The organism is Nostoc sp. CCY 9925 (genome assembly GCF_963920935.1).
Taxonomy (GTDB): Bacteria; Cyanobacteriota; Cyanobacteriia; order Cyanobacteriales; family Nostocaceae; genus Nostoc.
Map to the genome: position 1 here is coordinate 88445 of NZ_CAWUDO010000006.1, position 18900 is coordinate 107344.

Annotated in this window: 15 protein-coding genes and 1 tRNA gene; 9 read left to right on the forward strand and 7 right to left on the reverse strand. The window is 40.6% G+C overall.

Going from position 1 to position 18900, the window contains the following annotated elements:
• The first annotated feature begins 90 nt into the window (after positions 1-90).
• A complete protein-coding gene (locus tag ACM0OY_RS05110) occupies positions 91-891 on the forward strand; it encodes a hypothetical protein (protein WP_414567808.1) in 801 nt (266 codons plus the stop codon).
• Between the two features lie 97 nt (positions 892-988).
• On the opposite strand, the gene ACM0OY_RS05115 is transcribed toward ACM0OY_RS05110, so the two are convergent.
• From ACM0OY_RS05115 to ACM0OY_RS05135, 5 genes are all read right to left on the reverse strand, one after another.
• Positions 989-1966, reverse strand: coding sequence for a hypothetical protein (locus tag ACM0OY_RS05115; protein WP_414567809.1), 978 nt, complete (start codon positions 1964-1966; stop codon positions 989-991).
• Between the two features lie 108 nt (positions 1967-2074).
• Positions 2075-3298, reverse strand: a complete 1224-nt coding sequence (locus tag ACM0OY_RS05120) for an MFS transporter (RefSeq protein WP_414567810.1) — start codon at positions 3296-3298, stop codon at positions 2075-2077.
• Positions 3299-4919: 1621 nt separating this feature from the next.
• A tRNA-Arg gene (locus ACM0OY_RS05125) sits at positions 4920-4992 on the reverse strand.
• A 47-nt stretch (positions 4993-5039) separates the two neighbouring features.
• Complete coding sequence (locus ACM0OY_RS05130) at positions 5040-6233, reverse strand: murein hydrolase activator EnvC family protein (RefSeq protein WP_414567811.1); 1194 nt, start codon at positions 6231-6233, stop codon at positions 5040-5042.
• Between the two features lie 459 nt (positions 6234-6692).
• Positions 6693-7445 (reverse strand): alpha/beta fold hydrolase, encoded by a 753-nt coding sequence (locus ACM0OY_RS05135; protein WP_414567812.1) that lies wholly within the window; start codon positions 7443-7445, stop codon positions 6693-6695.
• A gap of 256 nt (positions 7446-7701) precedes the next feature.
• Between ACM0OY_RS05135 and ACM0OY_RS05140 the strand changes: the two genes are divergently transcribed.
• Positions 7702-8100, forward strand: coding sequence for a nuclease A inhibitor family protein (locus ACM0OY_RS05140; protein ID WP_414567813.1), 399 nt, complete (start codon positions 7702-7704; stop codon positions 8098-8100).
• Positions 8101-8296: 196 nt separating this feature from the next.
• Here ACM0OY_RS05140 and ACM0OY_RS05145 read toward each other — a convergent pair whose 3' ends face one another.
• Positions 8297-9142 (reverse strand): DNA/RNA non-specific endonuclease, encoded by an 846-nt coding sequence (locus ACM0OY_RS05145; RefSeq protein ID WP_414567814.1) that lies wholly within the window; start codon positions 9140-9142, stop codon positions 8297-8299.
• Between the two features lie 1101 nt (positions 9143-10243).
• On the opposite strand from ACM0OY_RS05145, the gene ACM0OY_RS05150 reads away from it, so the two are divergent.
• The 5 genes from ACM0OY_RS05150 (at position 10244) to ACM0OY_RS05170 (ending at position 16008) form a co-directional block, all read left to right on the forward strand.
• Positions 10244-11440 (forward strand): ABC exporter membrane fusion protein, encoded by a 1197-nt coding sequence (locus ACM0OY_RS05150; protein ID WP_414567893.1) that lies wholly within the window; start codon positions 10244-10246, stop codon positions 11438-11440.
• A gap of 92 nt (positions 11441-11532) precedes the next feature.
• Positions 11533-12705: an ABC transporter permease DevC gene (gene devC / locus ACM0OY_RS05155; RefSeq protein ID WP_414567815.1), complete on the forward strand. Its 1173-nt coding sequence runs from the start codon at positions 11533-11535 to the stop codon at positions 12703-12705.
• 145 nt (positions 12706-12850) lie between these two features.
• Complete coding sequence (locus ACM0OY_RS05160; RefSeq protein WP_414567816.1) at positions 12851-13549, forward strand: DevA family ABC transporter ATP-binding protein; 699 nt, start codon at positions 12851-12853, stop codon at positions 13547-13549.
• Between the two features lie 864 nt (positions 13550-14413).
• The gene (locus ACM0OY_RS05165; protein WP_414567817.1) at positions 14414-15349 is read left to right on the forward strand and encodes a M23 family metallopeptidase; all 936 of its coding nucleotides are present in this window, start codon (positions 14414-14416) and stop codon (positions 15347-15349) included.
• 119 nt (positions 15350-15468) lie between these two features.
• Complete coding sequence (locus ACM0OY_RS05170; protein WP_414567818.1) at positions 15469-16008, forward strand: late competence development ComFB family protein; 540 nt, start codon at positions 15469-15471, stop codon at positions 16006-16008.
• 368 nt (positions 16009-16376) lie between these two features.
• On the opposite strand, the gene ACM0OY_RS05175 is transcribed toward ACM0OY_RS05170, so the two are convergent.
• Positions 16377-17405: a L,D-transpeptidase gene (locus ACM0OY_RS05175; protein ID WP_414567819.1), complete on the reverse strand. Its 1029-nt coding sequence runs from the start codon at positions 17403-17405 to the stop codon at positions 16377-16379.
• Positions 17406-17681: 276 nt separating this feature from the next.
• On the opposite strand from ACM0OY_RS05175, the gene ACM0OY_RS05180 reads away from it, so the two are divergent.
• Both ACM0OY_RS05180 and ACM0OY_RS05185 read left to right on the forward strand, forming a co-directional pair.
• The gene (locus tag ACM0OY_RS05180) at positions 17682-17870 is read left to right on the forward strand and encodes a hypothetical protein (RefSeq protein WP_414567820.1); all 189 of its coding nucleotides are present in this window, start codon (positions 17682-17684) and stop codon (positions 17868-17870) included.
• 331 nt (positions 17871-18201) lie between these two features.
• A complete protein-coding gene (locus tag ACM0OY_RS05185) occupies positions 18202-18858 on the forward strand; it encodes a sigma-70 family RNA polymerase sigma factor (protein ID WP_414567821.1) in 657 nt (218 codons plus the stop codon).
• Positions 18859-18900: the final 42 nt, after the last annotated feature.

An 18900-nucleotide genomic window follows, 5' to 3' on the forward strand; every position in this document is an offset into this window, starting at 1 on the left:
CCTGAATTGTGTGTATATTAAAAAATAAGTCTAAATTATAGACAATACTGTTTTGTTTATCTTAATCTCAAAAATTGAGGAGTAAGCTTGGTGGCAGTTAGGTTAAATCAATTATTGAAGTTTTCATTCAAATATTTACCAGCAATTACAACTTTAATAACTGTTTTTTCGTTACCAGTTAAAGCAGCTACATTTTTGGTAACTGATCGCGCTACTTTTGGAGGCAATGATGAAGTTGATTGGCTAAGTTTAGGTAAAGTATTCAATCCCGTCGCTCCTGACTTTTCTACTTTTTTACCTAACTCTTTTTCAGCAACATCTCAAGGTGGTTTAGGGTTGGATGTCAATATAGCTCCAACTAATAATCCTTTGATTACCAAACCATTTGTCTTTCAAACTTTACCTCCTCCTGGTATTCGGACTAACTTCGCCAATGGTGACTATGTTCTCTTCGGAGGTATAGACGTAACAGGTTTTGGGCCTAATCCTTCTTTTCCCACCGACGGTAACGGCGGGCCTTTCACCATTACTTTTGACAAGCCTGTTTTTGGTGCTGGGACTCAAATAGCTGTAGACGATCGCTTTACATTCGATGCGTTTGTCTCAGCCTATGATAACGCCAATAACCTTTTAGGTACTTTCTTTGCCCAAGGCACTTCCTCACTACTGTTGGATAATTCCGCGCTTTTCTTAGGCATTCGTAGTGATGAGGCAAACATCTCACGGCTGGTTTTTAGTAGTTCTTTTCCCCAACAAGGCTTAGCTATTAATAAGGTCAGCATTATTGGAGTTCCCGAACCAACTTATACCTTGGCGATATTACTTTTTGGTGTTTCCGGTGGTGTTTTGAAACTACGCCAACGCATTAGAGTTTCTACAGCGTCGAAATAGCTTTAATAAAAAGGCTTAGGAACTTCCAAATACAAAACTATCTAACTATTTATTGTGGAGTGGGCATCTTGCCCGCTGCACAAATAGTAGTAATTTATTACGTCTTGACAGGTAAACGGGAAATTGTCCATAAGAACAGCATGAACATGAAGTAAATCACACCAACTAGCCCAAACTCAATCAAAGGAATATAGGTTACTTCGTAAATTCTGCCTAAGCCGCGTTCACTCAATCCATAAACGGCCAGTACACTCAGTAAGAAAGCTGCGTAGATAGTGCGTTTAGTCCAGATACCTAAAGGTAAACCGTGGAGTTGAGTAATTACCATAATGCCAAGAAAACCAAAAAGAAATGTTGGCCATTTGTTCTGTCCCAACATCCAAGACACAACTACACTATGTAAAAGTACCATAATTTCTAAAGTAAATGTCCACCAACGGTTGACATGGGCGCGGTTAAAAATCAACGATGATTGGAGCAGGAGCAAAAACATATAGAGAAAACCAATCAAGTGCCCCAAAGTCGCTTCCATTGGATGATACCAAAAAGTGTAGATAGCGGCGAAGGAGAAAAAGTAGCCGTGGTACAGCTTGATAATTTGCAAAAACTGTTGATGAAATGGGACAGGATTGCCAAAAAACAAACCGCGTCGAGGCGTTTCTAAAATTAGTACGAAGACTAGCAGAAGTACAACCGCACCTTGGGAAGCCCAAATTGAAGTATCTTGAGCCAGAGCATCGTACCAAATATATGTTTGTAGGAAATGTAAAGCTATGAACGTAACATTAATGCCAAGCATCAAATAATTAATTGGGTGCAAGGCTGATTTGTATTTCAGCTGCGTTTGCTGTGCCCACCAGATACACGCCCAGATGCTAAACTGATGCCCAATGTACATACCCCAAGCCGTGACTCGGCTCCAAAAAGTTGGGTTGGGAAGCTTCCAGTAGTACCAGTTCATTCCTTGGTCAGGAAGTTTGGTGATGCTTGCAGGAATGCTCCCACCCACCCAAATTCCGTAGGTGAGGAGAATGCTGACAAAGATGCCTATAAACAATACTCGACGGCCAGTCATACTGTTTTTGGATTTTAGATTTTAGATTTAGGATTTAGGATTAAGAGACTTGAGTACCAGGCTGTTACCAAGAATTATTCAGCTTGGGTATCAAAATCTTCTGAATTCTTACCTAGCGACACGTTCTGCCTTTGGTTTAAATACACTTTGGGTTACTCGCAAACTCAGAGTCAAAGCTAACAGAATTACTAATGACCCACTCAAGAAAGGAGCAGAACTCCCAAATTTCATAAAGCTAGCTCCTGCCCAGGTCGGCCCGCCGATGCGGGCTAATGCAGAAGAAGAACTGGCAATTCCTAATATTTGTCCTTGTTCTTCTGGGGCTGTTATCTGGGAGATCAAGCTGTTCAATATTGGTTGGGTGATACTAATTCCCCATGCCACAAGTGCGGTGGCGATTAACAAGAAAATTAAACTTTGTGAGAATCCAATTAGGAGTAATCCTAAACCTAATCCAAATATCCCCAAGAAAAGTAACTTGATTTCACCCAAATGTTTTTTAAGGAAGCCGATGAGTCCTCCTTGAATGATTGTACTCACAATCCCCATGAAAGCAAAAAGATAGCTAGTTTGTTGAGGGCCCCAGTTTAATTCTTGTTTAGACCATAAAGCCAATGTAGAGTCCATAGCTGCAACAGCAAAGGTCACTAAAAAGTAGATGCCAATGAGGATACACAACTGTGGACGCCTAGAAAGTTCTACCCAGTTCAACTTTGGTCGATGGTGTTGATGAGCTTGGATTTTAGCTTTGATCTCAGAATTGAGAGATTCTGGAAGTAATATCAAAGCACAAAGCAATGCTAATAAAGATAATCCAGCTGCAAACAAGGACGGGAGATGGAAGTTGGCGTTGTTGGGATCGGGCCCTGTGAGAATACCTCCCATAGCTGGGCCGAGAATAAAGCCAAGACCAAAAGCCGCTCCGATTGCGCCCATACCACGAGCTCGATTAGCTGGAGTGGTAATATCTGCTATGTAGGCCTGAGCAGTGGCTATATTCCCTGCCATTATCCCGGCAAGACTACGAGCAATAAACAAAATCCATAATGAGTTAGCAATGCCTAACCCTATGTATGCAATTACAGAACCTGATAAAGTTAGTAATAAAATCGGACGGCGACCGTAGCGATCGCTAAAACTGCCCCATAATGGTGCAAATAAGAACTGCATTAAAGAATAAATAGCTACCAGTAGAGTGGCTTCATTAGGTTTTGCGCCGAATTGTTCAGCATACAAAGGCAGTATCGGCAGGATAATTCCAAAGCCCAGTAAGTCTATAAATACAGTTAAAAATAAGACAAATATAGCTTTGCCATTATTTTTATTCTCCATAGGTGCAATTCCCTTTTATAACAAAATATCTGTAAGTTTAATTAGTTTTATCGGCATTAGGGAACGCTTGTTAATAAAGACTCATTCAAGCCAACCGATAATCAGTTCAACCAAAGCTCTCGAATTTGAAGATGGTTGAGCCAAATTGCGTGGAACAAACCTACTATAAAAATTAAGCCAATAATACTACTAATGAAAGCAACTATTATCTCGTGCTTTCGTATAGCTTTTTGTATCTTCGCGTCTATGATGTCTTCTAACTCTTTGTATGACATTTATTTTAATTTGGCTAAAGGCAAGAATAATCTGGAACTTACGTATTTACATAAGCTGGAGCATGTCTGAAACCAATTGATGTTAAGCTGTTTGAGCTTAATACCAATTAAGCTTAGTACCAATTCTTGAAGAAAGGTATACAGATAACTGAAAATAAGAATGAGGAAAGACGTAACTAATATAGCAAGTTTATACAAACTACTAATTAAAGAGAGTGTGGCACAACTCAAACGTATACTAGGCTAGCAGTAAACATCACCAGGAAAATAACATACACCTCTTAAACCACACATTTTGACGCCTAAGATGTCTACAAGAGTGTTGTTTAAGGTAATGTGACTCTTTTACACAAAGCTTTACTTTGTAAAATCTATAACCCTGAAAAATATAATAATACATTTTGCATAATTTAGATAGTAGGCTGGTAATTTGATTAATAATTGTTAACTAATGTAGTCAGAAACATACAAATGTATTATAAGTGTTATTGAGCGGCACATATTAGTAACTAGAATTAGTAGCTGTAAAAGTTTTTATGCAATAATAATCAATGGTAATAACTTTTTAAAATTGATGAGCTTGACTTATGGCTAATTATCAAAATAAACTTTTAAACTTAGCCATAACGCTGATCTCGATAGATAGATTAAATTAATTGATCGATTAGGTTAACACCTTGTTATAGCAACAACAACATATATTTAAGAGGTTGTTTGAAAAGTGGTAGCTGAGGTATCCCAAATTTTAGATCTTTCCTATTCTCCTTGTTATTTGAGCAAATCCAAACTGTGAGTTATCGCCAAAGATATCATTAAAAGTAGCAGATAAAATTGAATGTGCGTTAGCGAAGCTTGCCGTACTCCTATAAAGCAGCAAGCTACGCGTAGCATCTTGTAGAAAAGGCATGGCTAATGCTTCTTAATTAAGGCTTACGCTCGATATCATTAGCTTTGTGAGGGATTGCAATAATTACCTTTTGCAATATTAAGAGTGTGACAGTAACTCTGGCTGCTAAAATTTTTTCTGGTTTTAATCTTTTTCTACTTTTAGTCGAAGCTTAAACTCAATTTATAAATGACATTTAATGGGAATTAAGTCTTCAAACCCTTGTAATTTCGTAGGTCGTTCTTTACTCATTTATGCTCAAACTATATTAATAGCATGGAGCAGAGAACAGACAATAGTGAATATGCAATAGGCTTTCAAGCCTATTGAAGTCAGAGTTTTAGATTAGTTTATGTTCTAAACTATGCTTCAACTGCTATAACTAATCCATCTATCCAGTCAGATAAGTAATCATTACCCGAATGGCACGCAATTAAGCATGTTTTCGGTGTTCTAAAAACGAGCGCGGAGGGATTTGAACCCCCGACCCACAGAACCGGAATCTGTTGCTCTATCCACTGAGCCACGCGCCCTTAGTCTCCTCCATTATAGCACAGATGCGATCGCATTTGCTTTCGTATTAAAGATAATCGGCAGGATTGACGGGTGAACCATTACGACGCACTTCAAAGTGGAGGTGAGGCCCAGTCGATAAACCCGTGGAACCAACAGCAGCGATCGCTTGTCCTCGTTCAACTCCTTGTCCATCGGTAACATACAACTCGCTGGTATGTCCGTACAGTGTGGTAATGCCTTTGCCGTGATCAATAATTACAGCTCTGCCATAACCGCCATACCACCCGGCAAAAATTACTGTTCCCGAATCAGCCGCCCGAATTGTACTACCATAGCTAGCAGCAAAATCCATACCTGCATGAAAGCGACGATAGCCGAGAACTGGGTGCATCCGCCAGCCAAAGGGACTGCTAGTAGGAGCATCGCTAGGATATGCAAACATCCCAGTTCCTTGAATGATGATGCTTGTGCGGCTGTTAGTTTTTGCTTGCGCGGCTGCTTGTGCTACCTTTTGCTGAATTAAGACTTCCAAATATTGGGATTCTCTTTCTAGCTGATTTTGAGCCGCTTCCAAGGCGAGGCGATCGCTATTAAGGCGTTGAATCAATTCTGATTGTGATTCCGCTTGGGTTTGATAATCGGCTTTTTGCGCTAATAGCTGCTCACGAATCAAAGCAATTTCGTTTTTTTGCTCCTCTACTCCGGTTTTTTGCTGATTGATTAAATTTGCTTGAGCGTTAAGTTTTACCAAAATTTGTTGATCTGCTCGATAGACTAACTTCAACTGATGACGACGGCTGATAAAGTCACTGATATTTTGACTTTGGAGCAAAACTGCCCATCCTTGACTAGCTGGCGATCGCTGGAGATATCGCAATCGTGCTACTGTTGCTATTTGACGAGTTTCATAGGAACGTTGGGCTATAGCTAAATCAGTTTCCAACTGTTGCAAACGTTGGGTAGCCAATTGTAATCGTGATTCACTTTCTTGAATATAGCTATCCGTGGTTTGGAGATTTTGGTTTAAACCAGTCAGGTGTTTTTGCGCTTCTTGTTGAAGATTTGTTAAGCGATCGCGTTCGTTAACCACACTCTGATGCTGCTGGTTCATTTGTTGCTGTTGTTGGCGTAGAGTATCAATAGACTGTGTAGAGTTTGCCTGTACTGGAATTAAAGCCAAACAAACCCAACAAATACAGCCAAATGCAACAGATAAACTCCAAAATATCTGCTTTTTTTCTAGAAATCGCGCTCTCATAGTGTGAGCCTAACCAAAACGATGCTTTCATACACTATGAGGATTATTCCCAAAATCTGATTAATTCATTCTATAGGACTAGTATTTGATTTCTGAAAAAATCTAAGTATGTGTAGGGTGTGTTACGGCTTCCGTAACGCACCACCCGAAGGTTTTGGTGCGTTAGCCTACGGCATAACACACCAAAACTACGTATATTTCAAAAATCAAATATGATTCCTATAGTCGTTCATCGCATTAATTTTACAGGCTTTAAAATTTCCCATGTCCCCGTCTCAGCCTAATCTTTCAGAACTAATCAGACAGACCACTAGTACCGCCATGAATTCAAAATTCAAAATGAATACAGTGTAAGGTTTTCAGAGATTTTGAATGGTTGTTTATTTACGCCGACCTGTACTAGCTTGGCATGAATATTTGTAGTCGGGATAAGGCAACCTCGCACGAGACAACAAGATTTTAGCCGAGTTGATCGTTAGTTAATACTGAGGCAAGGTGAGCAGGACGAGATAAGTGTGGGCAATGTCCTCCAGGCAGTTCTATGGCATCAACTCCCAAGCGCTTGCGTGCAGCGTAGCGTGACCATGTAGGAGAGAGTAGCAGGTCATCACTACAAACAATATATTTATAATCTACATTTGGTAAAGCTTTCAGGGGATTAACTTCAAAAATATATGCCATTGATTGCTGCGAACGTCCTTTGGAAAGTGCCCAGCGCATTACATCCGGTTGACAATCTTGATAGCAAAATTCCATCAATACTGCTTCATCTGAAAAGTTTTTACCACTAGAAACCGGATTAAACATATAAGGTTCTTCATGGAATTGTTCGAGTTGAGGTAATTGTTTTGGTTCGTAATTGAATGATTTGAGACTATCAGAATCGAGATGATGAGAAAACTGATCGAGTGTACTGATTCCTGGGTATGGAATAAGCGCAGTCAGGAATACCAGTTGACGTACTTGATGGGCTTCTGCAACAAGAGGAATAACTGTACCAGACATTGAGTGACCAACCAGCACAATATCATCATCAGTTTTTGGAAGCGCTTGAAGTACTACATCCGCGAATTGCGACAAACTTGCAGATGCATCTTCAATTGGCAAATCCATTGCTACTGTTTTGTGACCTTGCGCTTCTAAGTAAGGAATTAACAAATCCCAACACCAAGCACCTTGGAAAGCACCGTGAACTAGACAAAAAAGACTCATAGCGATTTCAGGTAAGTTTTCTAATTTGTGCTTATCTTCTACCTTACAGCTTGCACTATTGTCAACAAGCTTCGCCTTGGGAACGCTCTGAAAGCAAGCATAGTTGCTATTGTTTTTGTCATTATGATAAATCGAATAATTAAACTATAATTTTGAATATAAAAACATCTCCTCTGGCTTGAAGGTTCTTTAACCAGAAGATTCCCAGCCTCAATCAAGTTCATCAGCATAAAAATTTATCGCCAATTAACAACTAATGACTAATGAAATAACTGAAATCTTAAAACAGTCTTCTGCTGATTTATTAATGATGAGTGAGTCAGATTACCCTTTTGAGCTTGTTTTATGGACTGGCCCAGTTGACAGTTTGACAACTCAAAAACTACTCCAGCTAACTAATCATCCCCAAGATTCGCAGGTTGAGGAAGTAGGTTTAGATTATTTCTTTAGGAATTGTGCTTATGAACAAGAGTGGCATGACGAACAACAGAAACAGAATGCTAAAAAATTTCAAATACTTGTCCAAACGCTGAAAAATAATCTCAATGAAATCAAAGTTTATCGCATAGGTACGATAAATATTGATGTCTATATTCTTGGCAAAACCTCATCTGGAGATTTAGTAGGCCTTGCGACTAAAGTTGTAGAAACCTAGCAGTGTATTAGTAATTCGTAATACTTGCTACAAATGAGTATTACGAATTACCAATTATGTTAAAACTGTGTATAGCAATCCGATTTGATTTCTGAAATTATTTGCGTAGGCTAGGAGTAGGGAGTAGGGAAGAAGCCTCTTTGAGTTGTACTGAGTTTTTTCAGAAATCAAATATGAGTCCTATAGTTTGATTTAACTATAAATTATCAACTCTCGATTCAATCACAGATTGAACAGATGTAGACACATTAGATAAGAAATTGAAGCCTGTTTTGACTTCAATTGAATCAACAGAGACTCTGTATATTCTCCAATCGTTGTTTCTTATACCTTGGGTATTGGGCATATCAACACTGATAACCCTCGTGCTAGTCGTAATCCCAGACGCCCCAGCACCTGGGTTATTGACTACAGCAATCTTCCAAACTCTATTCGGAACTTGAACTCTACCATTGGCAATTGTATATTTTGTGCCATTGGAGCCAGTTCCACCAATACCGTAGGGGCCAGAAATAATATATACTTCTTTCCCCTGACTCACTAAGCTTCTCAAGTAGTTTTCTAATGAAGCCCACGGCCCCTGATTATTATCTGGCGACTGTGGCACCATATTTGTCATCAGAAAGGTTGCAGAGTTATCCGTCACTGTTCTTGTTCTGTCAGCGGAAGGTGCCATGTGTCCTCTATCAAACCCGCTACCAGAATAGTCAGAACCACCTACTCGATACCATCCTGTAGGGAGGCTGGTATCAGCGCGGAAGTCGTCTTGTCTTGGTGCTGAACCAAGCCACGACGAGTTTAATTGCCAAGACACCCAATTTGCAGTCCCTCTGTCACGGCTGTAACTGAGTGCATACTGGGGTTTCAATAATAAATAGTTGTTTGGATATGAAACGTTTGTTGTTGCATTACTTGGATTACCCAAAGTTAGATGCACACTTGATGATTGTGCTTTAGTTGGGCGTAAGTATGCAATCAGCGCTATAGGCAGAGCTAGAGCTACACAAGGCAGCAGAAATTTAAAAAGCCTAATTTTTTTCATACTTTTAGTATTTAAAGACACAATTAGTTTCTATGGCTTATTTCCTGAAATCAAGTATTCAGGGATACAAAAAGTATAAAAACTGCAAATTATTAATTTTATTTGAGAAGAATGTACACAAATACATAGTTTGTAGTGATATAGGACTAGTATTTGATTTTTGAAATTACTCGTAGAGGCTGGGAACAGGCAATAGGCAATAGTGAAGAAGGGGATTAGAAGTGTACGGATTTTTTTCAGAAATCAAACCGGATTCCTATATCTCTCTTTGTAGTACAGAAATCAAGATGCACTTTTTCCTCCTTTCTTTGCCATCTGCTAAAATTTTTCCAATAAGGCTTTAGAGATAAAAGTATCTTTTAATATTTAATATTTTAATTTTATTGACAAAAAATTGGGAGCACCTCAATTTGGCAAAAATATATGGAACTGATACAAAAACCCTTTTAAATCCTCTTCCCTTTGTGTCTTTTGCGGTTCGTTTTTTATCCTCCCGGATGAGTCACAATGCCGTATGTAAATTAAACTTACACATTTAAAATGCTCCAAAAAAAATCGATATTTTGATTGAGATAAATTTCTTTTTTAAGATTTATGATTTTTTTAGTTATAAGACAATAAATAGCTTATGCATTTAGGTAAATATAGTCAGATTTTAGCTATTAATTGCAATGATGATGTCTATATATTAAATTGATTTTAGTATATGTCCGCGTAACTATAAACTCTATCAACCCGGCTGTGTCAATGTTGAGCATTAATTTATTTGGACACAAAGACACAAATATCTATGTCTACTTACCTAATTTAGATCTAATTGTTGGCGCTGTTACAACCCGTAATTTTAAAAAGGTTTACCATACCCTAAGTTCTTTCATAAAACAAAAGTAGTTCACTAGGAACACAAACCTCTAATTTAGTAGAGAGTTTTGTTATCCGATATTGCGAAATCACCTTATCTAAGTAAAATCTCAAAAACTTTTAACTTTCTTAAGGAATTTACAGTGATAAATCCACAATTCTAAATTCTGATTTTTGAATTCTGACTTGTTCTGCAAATTGTTATTTTTTCTGCGCCACTAGTGTAAGAGGTAATCTATGGTGCGAAACTCAAAGCTAGGGTACACAATGTCCCCTAAGTCTATTCTGCGTCCATCCGTTGCTATAGGTATAATTGCATCTTTATTGGTTGGCGGAATAAGTTTTTATACAGTAAAACTCTGGCAAAATTCTGTCACTCAAGAAGCACAAGTGTCAGCAAAACAATTGCCACAGTTAAAAACGGTAACAGCCTTAGGAAGAATCGAACCACAGGGCGAAGTAATTAAACTATCTGCGGCTGTGTCTGCTGAAGGAAGCCGAGTAGAAAAGTTGTTAGTCAAGGAGGGCGATAGGGTAAAAGCAGGACAAGTAATTGCGATTTTGAGCAGCTACGATCGCCAAGAAGCAGCATTAAAAGAGGCGCAGGAACAAGTCAAAGTAGCTCAGGCCAACTTAAACCGTACCCAAGCAGGTGCCAAACGCGGTGAAATTACCGCCCAAAAAGCGGCGATCGCCAGACTAAAAGCAGAACGCCAAGGCGATATTGATGCCCAAGCAGCCACAATTGCCAAATTCCAGGCCGAACTGCAAAACGCCCAAGTAGAAAACGAACGCTATGAGCAACTATATCAACAAGGAGCAATTTCCGCTTCCCAACGGGATAGCAAGCGTTTAAATTTGGAAACAGCCCAAAAAAACTTGCAACAAGCCCAAGCACAGTTAAATCGCGCCCAATCAACTAGCCAGCAACAAATCAAAGAAGCCACAGCAACACTGGATCGCATCAGCGAAGTCCGAGGGGTAGATGTAGCAGCTGCTCAAGCAGAAGTCAATCGTGCCCTAGCAGCCATGAATCTAGCGAAAGTTAATCTCAAACAAACCGAAGTGCGATCGCCCCAAAATGGACAGATATTCAAGATCCACACTCATCCTGGGGAATTAGTATCAAATGATGGCATTGCTGATATCGGGCAAACTAGCCAGATGTACGTTATCGCCGAAGTTTACGAAAGCGATATCGGCAAAGTGCATCCAGGGCAAAAAGTACGAATTTTTGGCGATTTCTTATCCATCGAACTGCAAGGAATCGTAGATCGTAAAGGCTTGCAAGTGCGGCGGCAAAATGTCATTGACACCGATCCTGCCACCAATATCGACAACAGAGTAGTGGAAGTCAACATCCGACTAGATCGAGTCTCCAGCCACAAAGCCGCTAACCTAACCAATATGCAAGTTAAAGCAGTAATTGAACTGTGAAATGGGCATCGGGCATCGGGCATTGATAATTGAAAGTTTACCTATTGCCCAGTCCCCAGTCCCCAGTCCCCCCTCCCCACTCACTCCAAAATATGGGATTGATTGAACAATTGCGACGCCGAACCCCTCTAGGATGGCTGCAACTGAGTCATGAAAAAAGCCGTCTGTTGGTGGCATTGTTAGGCATTGCCTTTGCAGATCTTCTCATGTTCATGCAGCTAGGCTTTCAGACTGCGTTATATGACAGTAACACTAGACTACATCGCAGTTTGCAAGCAGATATTGTTTTAACTAGTCCCCAAGCCCGTAACTTGCCAAGCTTGTCTACCTTTTCTCGACGACGACTTTATCAAGCAATGGATATACCAGGGGTGAAGTCGGCCCAAGCGATGTATTTCAACAATACAATCTGGAAAAATCCTCTAACACACCGGGAGACGGGGGTGTTAGTTATCGGCTTTAATCCCGACAAGCCAGCCTTTGATTTACCAGATATTAACCAGCAATTGCAGGCAATCAAGCTGCCGGGTGCGGCCTTGTTCGACCGTGGTGCTAGAGGAGATTATCAAAAAGCGATCGCCCTAATTGAAGAAGGTAAAATCGTAACTGCGGAAATAGAACGCCGCACAATTATCATTAGTGGTTTATTCCAAGTCGGGGCTTCCTTTGGCGCTGAAGGCAATTTGATTACCAGCGATCAAAATTTTTTGCGGCTATTTTCTGGGCGACAGTCTAGCAGCATCAGCCTAGGTTTAATTAAGGTAAGACCAGGCTATGACCCGAAAAAAGTGGCAGCAATGCTCAAAGCCTACCTCAGAGATGATGTCAGAGTACTAACCCACGCAGAATTTATTGAATTTGAAAATAACTTTTGGAGAACAAATTCCCCAATTGGATTTATTTTCAACCTGGGTGTATCGATGGGGTTTGTGGTGGGCGTGATCATTGTCTATCAAGTCCTCTCCACTGATGTTAATGCCCACGTTCGAGAATACGCCACCTTCAAAGCAATGGGATATCGCAATTACTACCTGCTAGGTGTGGTGTTTGAAGAGTCTTTGATATTAGCAGCACTAGGTTTCTTTCCTGGATTGGGAGTATCCTTAGCACTTTACCAACTGACTCGCAAAGCTACAAATTTGCCCATGTACATAACTGTGATTCGGGCATTACAAGTATTAGTGCTGACTATAATTATGTGTGCAATTTCCGGTGCGATCGCCACCCGCAAACTCCAAGCTACCGACCCCGCTGATATGTTTTAAAAATGGGTATGGGGCATGGGACATAGGGCATTGGAAGACAAGGAGACACAAAAAAACGAAAAGAAACGAGAATACTATCTCCCTGCGTCCTTGTCCTCTTTACCATGCCCCATGCCCAATCCAAAATCTCAAATCCAAAATTGATATGCTTCCCGTCATCTCGATCTATAATCTCGACCACTACTTTGGTCACGGCTCACTTCGCAAGCAAATTTTATGTAATATCAACTTGGAGATTAACGTCGGTGAAATTATTATCATGACTGGGCCATCTGGCTCTGGAAAAACTACTCTGCTGACCTTAGTGGGTGGATTGCGTTCTACCCAATCTGGTAGTTTACGGGTGTTGGGACGAGAACTTTGTGGTGCTAGCGCCCAAGAACTAGTGCAGGTGCGACGCCATAACGGTTACATTTTCCAAGCAGATAATTTGCATGGTAGTTTGACAGCGCTCCAAAACGTGAAAATGGCTTTGGAATTACATAAACATATTGGGTTAAAAAACATGCGAACTCGGTCAGCCCAGATGCTAGAGCAGGTAGGATTAGGCAAACACTTATATTACTATCCTAATGAACTGTCTGGGGGACAAAAACAAAGAGTAGCGATCGCCCGTGCTTTGGTCAGTCATCCTCAAATTATCCTAGCCGATGAACCCACGGCCGCCCTTGACAGTCAATCGGGGCGAGATGTGGTCAACCTCATGCAAAAACTAGCAAAAGAACAAGGTTGTACCATTTTGATGGTTACTCATGACAACCGCATTCTAGACATTGCCGATCGCATCGTTCACATGGAAGATGGTAAACTCAACTCAAAACTAAAACTATCAGCCTGGAGCTAATCAGCTGAAATTTATTTATAGTAATCGTATTTGATTGCGTGAAAAAACTCGCCATCAACTCGAAAAGGCTGATTCCCTACTCCCCTACAGACGTGATTAATTGCGTCTCTACCATTCCCTGCCTAGACAAATAGAGTTAAAAAATCAAAGCGGATTACTATAAATTCTATAAATTACGGAAATTTGAGTTTCAAACTCGATTATTTCAGTTGATAACTCGAAATTTCAAGCTTTAATTTCGATTATTGAAGCCTAGTACTCCAAAAGAAAACCAATTAAGTGAAATTACTGAAGTTTTTTATATTTTACCAACACACAAAAAATCTGTTATTACTATGTAGATGGAGATTAGAAATTACATACTAAATTGAACTAGCTTAGTGTAAAATCCTAATCGCCTTAATTTTTTGGGTTATTTCTGGCGCTTTCCCTCTGATTTGCTTAGACCAACTTTAACCTTAAAGTGTGGTATTAGTGTCCAGTTGAAGAAGTGTCCAGTTGATTCCCAGATTTTATTCAAGTACTATTATCTAGTGACTTTAACCATAAGAAGTTTCTTTTGTTGCTTAACAACCGATCCCTATGGCAAGCCACTAGAGCTGTTTTACCATCAATCAAGTGAAATTTTACGAACAATCACAATGTCATACACCTTGCTTATTAGAGTTAATACAAATTTACAAATTACGCTTACAAACCATTCTTCATCACTCACTGTTCGCTGTTGACTTAATATCCATAAGCCACTAAAGCATTTGGCAAACAAAATTTATGGCTTTCAAGAACATCTGCTGTCAAAAGAAAATCCTAGTAGTAATAAACTAGTCTATTTTCCAACACAAGCAAGGGATTTATGGTAGCTCTATGATTACTGAGAATCGCACTAGCAATGCAAATAAAAACTTGCTCGGCTTGAATGTCAAAAATTTGACAGCTAATGGTCGTGCAATAAATTTCTTAAAGGGAATGTTTGCTGTTCTCCCGATTACCTGGGCATTGCCTGTAGATGCTTTGCAAGTCAAAGTGACTCCAAGTAATCCTAAATTAGGGGATACACTTTCGGTGGAAATTAATTTAGATAATCCTGAGAACAGTACAAATCCAACAGTAGCTATTGGTAAAAATACATACCCAGCATTTGAAATTGCGCCCAATCAGTATCGGGCTTTTATTCCTACAACTCCCTTGGAAAAAGCTGGAACTAGATCGCTTCAGGTTACAGGAGATGCTCAGGTGCAAAACTTGGCGGTGAATGTGCAAAATCGCAAGTTCCCTGTACAACGCATTACTTTACCACCAGGTAAAGCTGGAGTGGACGCCACAGAGTATGAACTTAAGCGTGTAGCAGCTTTCAAAGCGCTACAAACACCAGAAAAATATTGGAATGGAGTATTTCTGAGGCCAAATGCAGGGCGGATGAGTACAACCTATGGTGTACGTCGCTACTATAATGGTAAATTTGCAGAGGACTACTATCATCGTGGCCTTGACTACGCTGGTGCTGCCGGTTCAGCCGTAATTGCCCCAGCCGCTGGGCGAGTTGCTTTGGTAGGTAGGGTATCCCAAGGATTTCGGGTTCACGGTAACGTAGTTGGCATTGACCACGGTCAGGGAGTGAGCAGTATTTTCATGCACCTGAGTCGTATTAACGTTAAAGAAGGCGATATTGTCAAAGCTGGTCAACTCATCGGCGCAGTAGGTTCAACAGGTGCTTCTACGGGGCCACATCTGCACTGGGGTCTATATGTCAACGGACTATCTGTCGATCCCACACCTTGGCGAACTAAGGTCGTGAAATAGTAGAGGCGGAATCGATCGCGTCTGTGTATAATTTGGATATTTTTGCGGAAAGTAAGCAAAATCAATTGAATTGATACCGTCCCTACCTTCCTTGGCTAACATAAATGATGATAAGCGTTATGAGTATCGAAAAAATTGTAGAACAAGCTCTCCAGGATGGTTATTTGACACCAGCAATGGAAGCAGAAGTCGGTAGAATCTGTGACAACGCTTCGGAACTCTCTATTGAAGAGTATATGGCGCTCGATCGCCTAATGGGTGCGTTATTGACTGGTGAGGTAGTGGCGGTACCTCGAAAACAATTCATTAACGTCATGGAAGAATTGGTGCTCACAGAAGCGATCGCCAGAGTCGCCGAAATTGAGGCCACCAGCGAAAGTTCTCTGGATGTTGGTGATATTGCAGCCTACGCGCTCAATCGGTTACCACCCTTATATGCAACTACAGAAGAAGGTGCTAACTACCAGCGACAACGCGCTCAAGCAGAACTGCAAGAACTAATTTCCCAGCAAGTAAATGAAGCGATCGGTCGTTACCTAGATCGACCTAATTTCTTCCCAGAACGACAAGCCCTGGGCAAAAGTACTGGTAATGAAGTTCTCGACCAAGTTGGTGCTTTACTTAGGGCATATGCACCTAACTTTGAGCAAAAATTATAATTTTAAAAGTCATTGGTCATTAGTCATTTGTAAAGGACAAAGCGCAAATTTTGATCGCTGGAAGCCACCGCTCACAGGCCACTTCCTACCCTACGGGTTCTCCAAAGGAGTACAAGTCGGCAGACCCGTCTAACGCAGTGGCTCAACGACAGTTCCTTTAAGCGGGGGAAAATACGAACTTCTGAGCGGATGAAACCTCTCTGCAAGACGCTCCGCGAACGCAAGAGAGTTCTCTTTGCCAACGGACTGCCTCAACTTTGCAAGAAAGGGTAAATTACAAAATACAAAGTCTGAGCATCGGCTTTTCGCGCTCAGAACTTTGTAACAGAGGACAAAAAACAAATGACCAATGACTAATGACCCTTAATTCAATTACGCACTAACACAGTTGTTCCTAAACTCACTTGCTCGTACAACAATCTGACATCAGAATTACGCATTCTTAGGCAACCGTGGGATACAGCCGTTCCCAGCAGGTCAATATCCGGTGTGCCATGAAAGCCAATTTCATTCCGTCCATCTGACCAAAAGCCAATCCATCTGTCTCCCAAAGGACTATCTGTACCTGCCTCAAATACTTTACCTGTAATCGGGTGACGCCAGACTGGATAGTGTCGCATATGCATTACTTGGAAAGAACCAGTCGGTGTTTCCCAACCTTTCTTACCTATAGCTATTGGGTAGCTAGCTATTACATCATCTCCTACGTATACGTAGGTACGGTGATCGCTTAAATCAACCACCACTTTTGTTTTACCAGATACTAGCTTATTAGAAGGTATTTGTTGGGCTGAAGCTTTAGGCCATAGAGCTTTTGGCCAACTGTCCACAATTGGATTTTGTGTTTCTGCTTGTGCCACTAGCCGCGTCTTAGCTGGCGGTTCTGCCGGATTAGCTATATTTTTCTTAATTGTTGGCGGCTTAATTTCAGGCTTCACAGTAGAAAACTTGAGTCTAGAAGCTTTTTGCTCAGTTACTTTAGCTACATTTTTCTTAATTTTTTTCGACTTAGTTTGAGCCTTGAGTCTAGAAGACTTACGAACTGTTGCTTGAGCTACATTCTTTTTAATTTTTTTCGACTGAGAACTAGACCCAACAGCTGAAGACTTTGATGTTAACTTTCTTTCAACAGTTGAGCCTTGGGTATTTTCAACATGAGGCATAGATGCGCCCAGCGCAACTTGCCCTAAACTCACCTGTGAGAAATTCTTATAGGCTTCTTCTGGGCGGCTTCCTTGAGGGTTGTTTAGGCTAGAGCCTTGCCGCATCGAAGCAGATGCAGACTTTTCAAACTGCCGTTGTGCTGTAGTAATGCGCCAATGCACAGCTAAAGACAAAAATGCTGTGCCAAAACAAAGCAACATTACCATACGCCCTACAGATTCATTTCTTACCATTGCTATTGCCTATTGTTTATCCCTGACGTATCCAACTGAAGAATTGGATGGGTTCATCATCCGATCGCTAAAAATTTATCAATACTTATCACTTCTGTTATAAATCTGCCAATAGCTCTGGGCAAACTAAGGCTATACGCGTCCCAGCAGCAAAACTCCAAGCAAGGAATCTGATTCCTCCAAAGTTCAGGAGGTCGTAAGCCTCTACTCGGACTTTCTGGTGCAACTTTGGAAATGTAGCAATCAATTATTAATGGTGTGGGTGGGAGAAAAACCATGTTTGAAAAACTATTGCTAGCAGTCACGATTACATTTTCCCTCAATTTCTTTTTTCAAGTTCACTTACCAGAACAAAATAACACTGGTGCTAGTTACGGGGTACAACCAGAACAATCAGCAACTATTCTGGTAAGAAAATCAAAAAATAAACCACCATTATCGCCACTAGAGCAGCCCAAATTCTAGAGATTATTGCCTAAATTTTAAAGGTATCAAGAAGTCAGAATTACAAAATTTTCATCTTCATCCTTATAACCAAATTTAATTATCTCGATCAAGCGTATATACCCAGTTGCTAAAAGTAACAAAATGTGCATATTTGAAATGTCTTTATTAGCTGATGGGTAAAACAGAAACATCCAAGTAGTATAAGGAGAAACAGGTTCTTTTTACTGCCATAAATTTAGCCAAACTTGTGTGCCTCAGTGTTCCAGTCATAAATCCGTCACCTTAGCAAGGAACTTGTGTCGTATTAGCAGGTCTAATAGAAAGGGATGATTTAGAGCCAGTACGATCTATGAGTCAGTCGATTACTGTATCCTGGTCAACGGTTGATGCAAAGTATCCAGAAGCATCAGTGCAAGTTGACAAACTTCCTAACCACGATTTAATTTTGCGTTGTCAAGCTGGACTGCGCCCGGATCGTGCTGCGTTTGCGGAATTATTGCGCCGCTATCAAACCCAAGTCGATAGGGTTCTATACCATTTAGCTCCAGATTGGGCTGACAGAGCTGATTTAGCTCAAGAAGTTTGGATTCGAGTGTATCGGAATATTAACCGCTTACAAGAGCCTGCTAAATTCCGGGGCTGGTTAAGCCGCATTGCTACCAACTTGTTTTACGACGAGTTGCGAAAACGCAAGCGGATTGTGAGTCCCTTGTCACTCGATGCTCCCCGCTCAGTAGAGGATGGCGAGATGGATTGGGAAATTGCTGGTGATACCCCAGGACCTGAAGAAGAACTGACAACCAGAGAATTTTACGAACAACTACGGGAAGCGATCGCCGATTTACCAGAGGTATTTCGTACTACTATCGTCCTGAGAGAAATTGAAGGCATGGCATACGAAGAAATTGCTGAAATTACTGGAGTTTCCTTGGGAACTGTCAAATCAAGAATCGCCAGAGCTAGATCCAGACTGCAAGCTCAGTTGCAAAACTATCTAGATTCCTAATTTACAGTATTTTGCCTCTGCCCAATGGCAGAATTTAAGCAT